At 71.9% G+C, this 11,683-nt stretch carries 6 protein-coding genes; 5 read left to right on the forward strand and 1 reads right to left on the reverse strand.

Translation table 11 applies throughout. The features are described from left to right. Positions 1-22 precede the first annotated feature (22 nt). Positions 23-1,729, forward strand: coding sequence for a glycerol-3-phosphate dehydrogenase/oxidase (locus tag ACIPEK_RS18835; protein ID WP_383075911.1), 1,707 nt, complete (start codon positions 23-25; stop codon positions 1,727-1,729). Between the two features lie 7 nt (positions 1,730-1,736). Here ACIPEK_RS18835 and ACIPEK_RS18840 read toward each other — a convergent pair whose 3' ends face one another. Further along, entirely contained in the window at positions 1,737-2,816 is a 1,080-nt protein-coding gene (locus ACIPEK_RS18840; protein ID WP_401997167.1) for a serine hydrolase domain-containing protein, read from the reverse strand. 120 nt (positions 2,817-2,936) lie between these two features. Between ACIPEK_RS18840 and ACIPEK_RS18845 the strand changes: the two genes are divergently transcribed. From ACIPEK_RS18845 to ACIPEK_RS18860, 4 genes are all read left to right on the forward strand, one after another. Further along, positions 2,937-4,946 carry a serine/threonine-protein kinase gene (locus ACIPEK_RS18845; protein ID WP_401997170.1) on the forward strand — a complete coding sequence of 670 codons (2,010 nt, stop codon included), beginning with the start codon at positions 2,937-2,939 and terminating at the stop codon, positions 4,944-4,946. Positions 4,947-5,130: 184 nt separating this feature from the next. Next, the gene (locus ACIPEK_RS18850) at positions 5,131-7,902 is read left to right on the forward strand and encodes a protein kinase (protein WP_401997173.1); all 2,772 of its coding nucleotides are present in this window, start codon (positions 5,131-5,133) and stop codon (positions 7,900-7,902) included. Positions 7,903-8,032: 130 nt separating this feature from the next. After that, positions 8,033-9,688, forward strand: coding sequence for a serine/threonine-protein kinase (locus tag ACIPEK_RS18855; protein ID WP_401997176.1), 1,656 nt, complete (start codon positions 8,033-8,035; stop codon positions 9,686-9,688). 336 nt (positions 9,689-10,024) lie between these two features. Beyond that, positions 10,025-11,653 (forward strand): succinic semialdehyde dehydrogenase, encoded by a 1,629-nt coding sequence (locus ACIPEK_RS18860; RefSeq protein ID WP_401997179.1) that lies wholly within the window; start codon positions 10,025-10,027, stop codon positions 11,651-11,653. The last annotated feature ends 30 nt before the right edge of the window (positions 11,654-11,683 follow it).

The raw sequence follows: 11,683 nt of genomic DNA on the forward strand, positions 1-11,683 counted from the left end.
CCGATCTACCCGGGAGGCAGCAGTGAGGACAGCGACACTGGGACCTGCGGAGCGCGCCCAGGCGCTTGCCGCGATGGCCGAGCGCGAACTGGACGTGCTGGTCGTGGGGGCGGGCGTGGTCGGCGCCGGTACGACGCTGGACGCGGCGACAAGGGGACTCTCGACCGGCCTCGTCGAGGCGCGCGACTGGGCCTCGGGCACATCGAGCAGGTCGAGCAAGCTGATCCACGGCGGGCTGCGGTATCTGGAGATGCTCGACTTCGCGCTCGTCCGGGAGGCGCTGAAGGAGCGCGGGCTGCTCCTGGGGCGGCTGGCCCCGCACCTGGTGAAGCCCGTGCCGTTCCTCTATCCGCTGCAGCACAAGGGCTGGGAGCGGCTCTACGCCGGTTCCGGCGTGGCGCTCTACGACGCGATGTCGGTGTCGTCGGGGCACGGCCGAGGCCTGCCCGTCCACCGGCATCTCTCCCGCCGCCGCGCCCTGCAGGTCGCCCCGGCGCTGAAGAAGGACGCCCTGGTCGGGGCGTTGCAGTACTACGACGCGCAGATGGACGATGCCCGCTATGTGGCGACGCTGGTGCGCACCGCCGCCGGATATGGCGCCCACGTGGCGAACCGGGCACGGGTGATCGGCTTCCTCCGGGAGGGCGAGCGGGTCGTCGGCGCCCGCGTGGAGGACGTCGAGGCGGGCGGGGAGTACGAGGTCAGGGCCAAACAGGTGGTCAACGCGACCGGGGTCTGGACGGATGACACCCAGGCGCTGATCGGGGAGCGCGGGCTGTTCCACGTCCGGGCGTCCAAGGGCATCCACCTGGTCGTCCCGAAGGACCGCATCCATTCGTCGACCGGCCTGATCCTGCGGACCGAGAAGTCCGTCCTCTTCGTCATCCCGTGGGGACGGCACTGGATCGTCGGGACGACGGACACGGACTGGGACCTGGACAAGGCGCACCCGGCGGCGTCCAGTGCCGATATCGACTATCTGCTCGAACACGTCAACTCGGTCCTGGCCACGCCCCTGACCAGGGACGACGTCCAAGGCGTCTACGCGGGGCTGCGGCCGCTGCTGGCCGGCGAGTCGGATGCGACCAGCAAGCTCTCGCGCGAGCACACGGTGGCGCACCCGCTGCCGGGCCTCGTGGTCGTGGCGGGCGGCAAGTACACGACGTACCGGGTGATGGCGAAGGACGCCGTGGACGAAGCGGTGCACGGCCTCGACCAGCGAGTGGCGGAGTGCGTCACCGAGGACGTTCCGCTCCTGGGGGCGGAGGGATACCGCGCGCTGTGGAACGCCCGGGCGAGAATCGCGGCCCGTACGGGGCTCCATGTCGCCCGGGTGGAGCATCTGCTCAACCGCTACGGCTCCCTGACGGAGGAGCTCCTCGATCTGATCGCCGACGATCCGGCGCTGGGTGAGCCGCTGCCGTCGGCGGACGACTATCTGAAGGCCGAGATCGTCTACGCCGCCTCGCACGAGGGGGCCCGCCACCTCGACGACGTACTGACCCGCCGGACCCGGATCTCCATCGAGACCTTCGACCGGGGCACGCTCAGCGCCCGGATCTGTGCGGAGCTGATGGCGCCGGTGCTGGGCTGGGACGAGGGGCAGATCGACCGGGAGGTCGAGCACTACGAGAAGCGGGTTCAGGCGGAGCGGGAGTCGCAGCGGCAGCCGGACGATCTCACGGCGGACGCCGCGCGGCTCGGGGCGCCGGACATCGTGCCGCTCTAGCGCCGCGTCAGGTGTGGGGTGCGCGGCCGCAGAACTCCGCGTCGAGGAGCGCCGGTTCGAGTGTCGTCGCAGCGGTCAGGGTGTCCGTGTCGATGCGGTACGTCAGGGTGTGCCGGCCGTCGCGCGTGGCGGCGGTACGGACGTAACTGCCCGCTATGTGGCCGTTGTGGCCCCAGACGGTGGTGCCGCAGGAGAGTTTCTGCGGATAGATGCCCAGGCCGTAGACGCCGTGCGTGGCATCGGTGTTCAGCAGGGTCGCCAGCTGGGCGGGCGGGAGGAGGCGCCCGCCCAGCAGTGCCGCGTAGAAGCGGTTCAGATCGGTGAGCGTGGAGATCAGCTCCCCGGCCGCACCTGCCGTGCGCGGGTCGAGCGCGGTGGCATCGCGCAGGCTGCCGTCGGCCGGGTCGCGGGCATAGCCGCGGCCGTGCGGGGCGGGCAGGGAGGTGCGGGCGCCTGGCAGGGAGGTACCGGTGAGACGGAGGGGGGTGATGATGCGGTGGCGGATCTCGGTGGCGTAGTCGTGTCCGGTGACGCGCTGAACGACGAGTCCGAGAACGACGTAATTGGTGTTGGAGTAGGTGTAGCCGCCGGGGGCATTCGTCGGACGGTGGGCCATGGCGACACGGACCGCGGCGGTGGCGGAGACGGGGTGGGCGGAGGTGTCGGCGGTGTAGTTGTAGAGGCCACTGGTGTGGCTGAGCAGGGCGCGCAGGGTGATGCGGCGGCCGTCGTTGCCGTTGCCCCGGATCAGGCCCGGCAGCAGTTGGCCGACGGTGTCCGAAAGCTGCAGCCTTCTCTCCCGGGCGAGTTGGAGTACGACCGTCGCGACGAAGGTCTTGGTGATGCTGCCGGCCCGGAACCGGTCCGTGCTGCGGATACCCGGGCCCGTCGAGCGGTAGGTGTCGTACGGTGCGGAAGAGGCGCGATGGGCCAGCAGTGCCGCCGTGGGAGCGCCGCCGCGGGCGACGAGCCGGGGAAGATAGGCCGCTGCGGGCGTGAGGTGTGGTTCGCTGGACAGGGTTGCTGTTCCCAGACCGAGCAGCGCCAGCAACAACGGGGCGGCGAGCAGCGCCCTGAGTTTCGGCATGGCAGGGAATCCCTTCCTCGGGCCACATCATGACGGGCCTGTGGACCCGGCACCATGGCCGGTCCCGGGGTGAGGGACAATGAACGCTCTGCCAGGGCGGGTTGATCGCAGAGGGGACGCATGTCGGAGGCGGAGCAGGCACGGGAGCCCCAACGGGACAAGGACGGACGTCTTCTTGCGGGGCGGTACCGGCTCGGGGAGGTGCTCGGCCGGGGCGGTATGGGCACGGTCTGGCGTGCCGTCGACGAGACGCTGGGCCGCACGGTCGCGGTCAAGGAGTTGCGGTTCCCTTCGGCCATCGACGAGGACGAGAAGCGCCGGCTCATCACGCGCACGCTGCGTGAGGCGAAGGCGATCGCCAGGATCCGCAACAACGGCGCGGTGACGGTCTACGACGTGGTCGACGAGGACGACCGGCCGTGGATCGTGATGGAACTCATCGAGGGCAAGTCCCTCGCCGAGGCCATCCGCGAGGACGGGGTCCTGACACCGAAGCGCGCCGCCGAGGTCGGGCTCGCCATCCTCGACGTGCTGCGATCGGCGCACCGCGAGGGCATCCTGCACCGTGATGTGAAGCCGTCCAACGTGCTGATCGCCGAGGACGGCCGGGTCGTGCTGACGGACTTCGGCATCGCGCAGGTCGAGGGCGACCCGTCGGTCACCTCGACGGGCATGCTCGTCGGCGCCCCGTCGTACATCTCCCCGGAGCGCGCCCGCGGGCACAAGCCGGGACCGCCCGCCGACCTGTGGTCGCTCGGCGGGCTGCTGTACGCCAGCGTCGAGGGCTCCCCGCCGTACGACAAGGGGTCGGCCATCGCCACCCTGACCGCGGTGATGACCGAGCCGCTCGACCCGCCGAAGAACGCCGGTCCGCTGGAGGAGGTCATCTACGGCCTGCTCGCCAGGGACCCCGATCAGCGGCTCGACGACGCCGGTGCGCGCGCCTTGCTCAACGACGTGATCCACGCTCCCGAGAAGCCGGACCCGGTGGTGCCCCCGCCCGCCGACGCCACCCAGATCATGGCGCTGCCCGGCCAGGCCGCCGAACCGGGCAGCAAGGCGGCGTCGAAGCCCGGGGAGTCGGGCGAGGGCGCCCGGGACCGGCTGCGAGGCGCACTGCGCTCCGTGCGGAACGCGAAGGCGACACCCATTGCGGCGGTGAGTGCGGCCGCAGCATCGACCACCGCGCCGCCCCCTCCCTCGGCGCCTCCGTCGACCGCTCCCTCGACTGGTTCCTCGAAGCCTGCCCAGCCTTCGGCTCCGGCGAAGCCGGCCGCGGCCTCCGCCGCCGTACCGTCGCAGCGTCCTGCCGCGTCGCCGACCACCCCGCCCCGTGCGTCCATCACGGACGTGGTGCCGCGCCGCACCCTGGCGATCGTCGCGGCCGTGATCGTGCTCGCCGTGATCGGTACGGTCCTCGCCCTCACGCTGGACGGAGGCGGCAAGGACGACGCGAGCGGCGGCAACGGCAAGGACGACAAGTCCACCTCGGCCGGGCCCTCGACGACCGGCGGCTCCGCGGACACCGACAGCGGCGGTGGCGGCGACAACGCCCAGGACCAGGGCGGCAACCAGGGCCAGGGCAAGGATCAGGGCAAGGGTAAGGACGACAACTCGGACAAGGGGTCGGACGGTTCGAAGGGCGACGCCCCGGACGGCGCCGACGCGCTGCCCGCGGGATACGGAGCCATCAAGAACAAGCAGTTCCACTTCGCGATGGCGATGCCCGAGGGCTTCCGGCTCACCAACACGGCCGGCAGCAACTCCGGCGGCATCTACAACGTCGACAAGGGCGCCTTCCCTCGCGTCCAGGTCGACTACACCGATTCGCCCGGCGGCGACGCCGCCGCAGCCTGGAACGCCGCGAAGGGCGGCGTCGCGGCCAGCAGCAACGGCTACCACCACCTCGGTGTGAAGAAGGTCCAGTACAACGGCTACCCGACCGTCGCCGACTGGGAGTTCGAGCGCACCCAGCAGGGTGAGCGCATCCATGTGCTGAACCGGGGCTTCAAGGTCGATGCCACCCACGGCTACGCGATCATGATCAGCTGCAAGGTGAGCGAGTGGGACAGCAAGGAGTGCCGGACGCTGCGCGAGACCGCGTTCGACACGTTCGAGCCCACCGACTGATCCACGGGGCGAAAAGGGCCGGGATGTGCCGACCCTGACGCGCGGCCGCCACTTGCCACGTATCGTGAGAACCTGAAGACCGTACGCAGCCGGAACGGCGCGTCAATTGCACGGTAAGTGACCGCAATTGATGGATTCGTGCGGTCTTCGCGGCCGGGGGGACAGCGCGCTCTGGGGAGGCGTCGTGGATGACTATGCGGGTCGGGTACTTGCCGACCGCTATCGCCTTCCGCTCCCCCCGTCCGATGAGTACGAACTGGTCGAGACCCGGGCGTTCGACACCTACAGCGGGCAGGAAGTCCTGCTCCGGCAGGTGCCGTTGCCCGAAGTGGTGGACGCCGAGGTGCTCGACGGCGACGGTCCGGTCCCGGCGGCCCGGCGGGTCACCGGGCGCGCCGTGCGGCGGCCCACGGACCCGGCGGTCCGGCGCGCCATCGAGGCGGCGCAGGCGGCGGCCCAGGTCCCCGACCACCCCAGGCTCGACCAGGTCTTCGACGTGTTCGCCGAGGCCGGCTCGCTCTGGATCGTGAGTGAACTCGTCATGGCCCGCCCGCTCGCGGCCCTGCTGGCGGAGCGCCCGCTCAATCCCTTCCGGGCCGCCGAGATCGGCTCCGACGTGCTGACGGCGCTGCGGGTGCTGCACGCCCATGGCTGGACCCACCGCAACATCACCGTCCGCACGGTGCTGGTCTGCGACGACGGCCGCGTCGTGCTGACCGGTCTGGCGGCCGGAGCGGCGGAGGAGGCGCTCTGCGGGTACGTACCGACACCTCAGCCCGACGACGAGGACGACGGCGGGTACGGCGAGGGGTACGGCGGCCGCCCGGCGTACGAGACGGGCCCGACCGGGCCGTACGCGCCGCCGCCCACGCCCGTCGCTCCGGCCGAGGTGCCGGCTGCGCGCAGCCCGGCGGCGATCGAGACGAGCCGGGCGACCGGCGATCCGTACGGCGATGACGATCCGTCCGCCGACGATCCGTCCGCCGACGATCCGCACCCCGACGACCGGTACGCCGATGACCCCCATGACGGTGTGCCGGGCGAGCTGGAGGCCGTACGGCGGCCGGTGAATCCCGTCCTCCCGGCGCCCGCTCCCGCAGTGGCCGACGCCGCGCAGTTGCGGGCCGAGCGAGCCGGAGCCATCGCCGCCTACCGTGCGGGCGCCCGCGCCGCCGCCCGCGTCGGCGAGGACCGGCGCCGGGCCGGGGCGGGCGAGCCGGAGGACACCGGCAGTCTCCCGGTGCAGCGCGCCGCGCGGCCGGAAGGCGCGGGGCCGCCCGGCCCGGACCACGGCCACCCGCAGCCGACCGGCCCCTGGAACCAGCCCGCCGAGGACCCGTACGAAGACGACCCGTACGACGACGAGGACGACGACGGTCACGGAGGCGACGGCCAGTCGCCGCCCGGCCGGCGGCTGCATCTCACCGGTACCTGGAGCGACGGCCCAGGATCCGGGCGCCCCGTCCCCGCCGGCGGCTCGGGCGAGGACGCCCTGCGCGCCGATGCCCGCCGCCACGGCAACTCCCCGGCGCTGCCCGCGCACCGGCCCGAGCCGCAGCAACAGCCGGGCCGCTGGGACGAGATCGTCGCCGGCGACCGTACGGGCCCCGCCTACCGCGGTCCCGCCACCACCCTCGCCGCCGAGCGCGCCCGGCAGGCACGGATCGCCGTCGTCGGCGCGGTCACCGAGCGCTGGGCGCCCGAGCAGGCCGGACCCGTCCACGAGAACTGGCAGCTGGCGCCGCCGATCGGCCCCGCCACCGACCTCTGGGCGCTGGGCGCGCTGCTCTACCGCGCCGTCCAGGGCCACGCCCCGTACCCCGAGGAGAACGCGGCCGAGCTCGTCCAGATGGTGTGCGGGGAGCCGCCCGCATTCGCCGAGGAGTGCGGTCCGCTGCGCCCCGTCGTCGAGTCGCTGCTTCGCCAGGACCCCACCGAGCGGCCGGACTTCGAGGAGCTGCGAGGCTGGTTGCGCTCCCTTGTGCGGTCGGCGCCCGAGCCCGAGGCCGGTCTGGACGTCGTGCCACTGCCGTCCGTCGACAGTGCCCGGCTTCCCGTTGTACGCCGTCGGGGCGAGCTGGTCCGCAGGCGCCGAGGCCGCCTGGGGCAGGGCGCGGCCCACGGCCGCCACCGCCACACGAAGGAGAAGTCCGACCGCCACGACAGACCCCGGGCGGAAAAGGCACCCAGGGCGCCACGCGAGCCCAAGGGCCCCAAGGAGCTGCGCACCCCGCCGCCCCGCCCCCGGCCGGGCGAGGGGCGGGCGCCGCGACGGCTCGGGCGGCTGCTTCTGATGCTGGTCCTGCTGGCCCTGGTCGCGGCCATCGCGTACGCCGTGATGTTCATGCCCAAGGCGGACAGCGGCTCCGGCACCCGCTCCTCGGGCGCGGCGTCGTCGACGTCCGGTTCGCCGGAGCCCGGCGCCGGTGAGACCGGCGGGCAGTCGCCCTCGCAGCCGTCCGGCGCGCAGCAGCCGCAGACCAGCCGCTCCGCCGTCGCGCTCGCCCCCGGCTACGCCCTGCGCAAGGACCCGGAGGGTTTCGAGGTCGGCGTGCTCAAGGGCTGGCAGCGCAGCCCTGCCAACGCGGACCGTCAGATCCGTTACGGCAGCGACGGCTTCAGCCTGCTGATCGTCCCCGGACGCGACACCGTCAAGGCCAACGGCGACGACCCGCTGGCGTACCAGGCCGACAAGGAGCTGGAGTTGCAGCCGTTCCGCGACTCCAGCTGGTCGGGATCGAGCGGGCTGCGCCGGATCGATGTCGGCCGACAGGCCATGGCCGAGGGCCAGTTCACCTGGCAGGACGCCTCCGGCCGCGAGGTGTACGCCCGTAATCTCGCGATGATTGTCGACGGCCGCTACCACATCCTCCAGGTCATCGGCCCGGAGAACCGGCGCGACAAAGTTTCGGACATCTACGAACAAGCCGTCGCCTCCTACCGCATGACGCCCTGAAGCATCCCGGTACGTCACCCGAAGGGTGGCGGAGCGACAAGCATCACAGTGCGGTCTCTTGGGAGATGCGAGGTTCCGTGGCCTGCATCCCCTCCGTAATCTGGCCTCCGAAGGAACGGGGCGGGGATACGTGGATCGATCACAGGGCACGGAAGCGGGACTGGTACTGGCCGGAAGGTACCGGCTCGGCGAAGTCCTCGGGCGCGGCGGCATGGGCAAGGTCTGGCGCGCCCACGACGAGGTGCTGCACCGCACGGTCGCGGTCAAGGAGCTGACCGCCGGGCTCTACGTCGCCGAGGCCGACCGGGTCGTGCTGCACGCCCGCACGCAGAAGGAGGCCCGCGCGGCCGCCCGGATCACACACCCGGGCGTGGTCACCGTCCATGACGTGATCGAGTACGACGACCGGCCCTGGATCGTCATGCAGTACGTCGACGGCCCGTCACTCGCCGACGCGGCCAAGGAGTCCGGCGAGATCGAGCCGCGCGAGGCCGCCAGGATCGGCCTCCATGTGCTGGGCGCCCTGCGCGCCGCACACGGTGCGGGGGTCCTGCACCGGGACGTGAAGCCGGGCAACGTGCTCCTGGCCAGTGACGGGCGGGTGCTGCTCACCGACTTCGGGATCGCCGCGATAGAGGGCGACTCGACCATCACCAGGACCGGTGAACTGGTCGGCTCCATCGACTATCTGGCGCCCGAGCGGGTACGCGGCGGCGATCCGGGCCCCGCGTCCGACCTGTGGTCCCTCGGTGCCACGCTCTACACCGCGGTCGAGGGGCGTTCGCCGTTCCGTCGTACGTCCCCGATCTCGACCATGCAGGCCGTCGTCACCGAGGAACCGCCGCCGCCCGGGCGGGCGGGCCCGCTGGCCTCCGTGATCACCGCGCTGCTCCGTAAAGACCCCGAGGACCGGCCTTCGGCGGCGGAGGCGGAGCGGATGCTGCTGGACGCCATGGAGGGCCGCGAGCCCCGGGCCGCTCAGGCGTACGTACCGACGCAGCGCGTACCCGACGAGGTCCTGCGTTCGCTGGGCCCGGACGGCACGTCGGGGGCGGGTACGGATCAGCTGCCCCACCCCGTGGCCGCTTCCACCGCCCCGTTGTCGCCACCGGCGACCCGGCGCAGCCGGGGCCGGTGGCGTACGACGGTGCTGGTCATCGCCGCAGCCGCACTGGTCGGAGGCGGCGCGGGGCTCGCCGCGATGAAGTACGGGGACCGTGCGGACAGCGCCGTCGAGAGCGGCGGCACGAGCACGCACGCGCCCGTCACCCCCAAGAAGTCCGCCACTTCGCCCGTGCCGAAGCCCGTTCCCTCGGGGAACGGCATACCCGACGGCTGGCACCGGGTGGACGACCCCGAGGGCTTCAGTCTGACCGTCCCCATCGGCTGGGAGCGCCGGGCGGACCGCAATCAGATCGACTACACCCCGGACAACGGTGTGCATTACATCCGGATCAGCATCGACCCGGCGCCCGACTTCGAGAACCCCTACATGCACATGCTGAACCTGGAGAAGCAGCTCGCCAAGCGGCTGCCCGGGTACGAGCGCAAGACCCTGCACCCCAATACGTACCGCGACAGGGAGGGCTCGCTCTGGGAGTTCACCTGGACCGAGACCAAGGACCATCCGGGCCCGCGCCATGCGATCGACCAGATGTACTACGGGGAGGCGGGCGGCCCGGAGTACGCGATGTACATGACGGGTCCGGCTTCGGACTGGGACAAGACCCGGGAGCAGTTCGACACGATGCTGCGCGGATGGCGTGCGCCCGGCAGCTCCGACTGAGAGCCTGTCGGGTGACCTCCGACCGGGCGGCCACGCCCTGGCACGCACGCTTCCCGCGTTGTCGTCAGTCACCGACTCCCCCATAGCTGAAGGCATGGGGGGGGACCCCCTTCGCGTTGACTCCCTCCTCCGCCTTGGAATCGCACGCACCAGACCGCGTCCGCTATCCGATCGGAGGTCACCCGACAGGCTCTGAGGCTGCCGGACCGCGCCGACGACCGCAGGGGTCCTGATCAGGGGCTTTGTTGCCAGTGATCACTGGCTTGTTTGTGGGGACTGTGAAAACCCGTTACTCACGGGTACCCAAAGCGTGCGGCTGGACGTACTCTCGCCCTCATGACGGACTCGCAGGTCTCCACGTCCACCTCCGCAGCCCCGGCCGGCACCAACCCCGTGGCCCCCGCCCCCGCGGGCGCGCGCACCGCCGCCGATGTGGTGACACCCGAGGTGGTCGCCCAGCTGACCCGTGGTGTGGTCGGCTCCGGCCGTACGGCCGGCCACACCCCCTTCACCGGGGAGAAGCTGGCGGATCTGCCCGAGTCCACCCCCGAGGACGTGACGACGGCCTTCGAGCGGGCCCGTGCCGCCCAGCCGGCCTGGGCCGCGACCTCCGTCCGCGCCAGGGCGGCCGTCCTGCTCCGCTTCCACGACCTCGTGCTCGGCCGCCAGGCGGAGGTGCTCGACCTCATCCAGCTGGAGACCGGCAAGGCCCGGCTGCACGCCCACGAGGAGGTGCAGGCCGTCGCCGTCGCGGCCCGCCACTACGGGCGCAGGGCCGGCTCGTATCTGAAGCCGAAGCGGCACACCGGAGTCGTACCGACCCTCACCAAGGTCACCGAACTGCGCCAGCCGCGCGGCGTCATCGGCCAGATCGCGCCGTGGAACTACCCGTTCGAGCTGTCCGTCGGCGACGCGCTGCCCGCGTTCGTCTCCGGCAACGCCGTCGTGATGAAGCCCGACACGGAGACCGCGCTGACCGCGCTGTGGGCCCGGGACCTGCTGATCGAGGCCGGGCTGCCCGCCGAGGTGTTCCAGGTGGTCCTCGGCGACGGACCGGTCGTCGGCCCCGAAGTCGTCAAGCACGCCGACTACGTCTCGTTCACCGGTTCCACCCGCACCGGCCGTGAGGTCGCGCAGGGTGCGGCGGCCCGGCTCGTCGGCGTCTCGCTGGAGCTCGGTGGCAAGAACGCCATGCTGGTTCTCGAGGACGCCGACGTGGAGAAGGCCGCCGCCGGCGCCGTCCGCGCCTGCTTCTCCTCCGCCGGACAGCTCTGCATCTCCATCGAGCGGCTGTATGTCCACGAGTCGGTGGCCGACGACTTCGTGGAGCGGTTCGCCGCCCGCACGAAGGCCATGCGGCTCGGCAACTCCCTCGCCTACGGCGCCGACATGGGTTCCCTGGTCGGCGAGCGCCAGCTGGAGACCGTCACCCGGCATGTCGCGGAGGCCGTCGAGAAGGGTGCCAAGCTCGTCGCGGGCGGGGTCGCCCGCCCCGACATCGGCCCGCTCTTCTACGAGCCGACCATCCTCGACGGCGTCGAGGCGCCGATGGCCGTCTGCAACGAGGAGACCTTCGGCCCGGTCGTCTCCATCTACCGCTTCACCGACGAGGACGAGGTCGTCGCCCTTGCCAACGCCACCCCGTACGGTCTGAATTCGAGCGTCTGGACCAAGGACTCGAAGCGCGGCCACCAGGTCGCCGCCCGGCTGCGGACCGGCACGGTCAACATCAACGAGGGATACGCCCCCGCGTACGGCAGCGTGCAGTCCCCGATGGGCGGCATGAAGGACTCCGGTCTCGGCCGGCGGCACGGCTCCGAGGGCATCCTCAAGTACACCGAGGCCCAGACCGTCGCCCAGCAGCGACTGATCCCGCTCGCCCCGTCCTTCGGCATGGACGACGAGAAGTACGCGGCGTTCATGACCCGCAGCCTGAAGGCGATGAAGGCGTTCCGCCTGCGCTGAACGCCGTAGCAGGGCGTTTTGCCCGTGCTG

The sequence above is a fragment of the Streptomyces sp. NPDC088246 genome, assembly GCF_044741025.1.
In the GTDB taxonomy this organism is placed as follows: Bacteria; Actinomycetota; Actinomycetes; order Streptomycetales; family Streptomycetaceae; genus Streptomyces.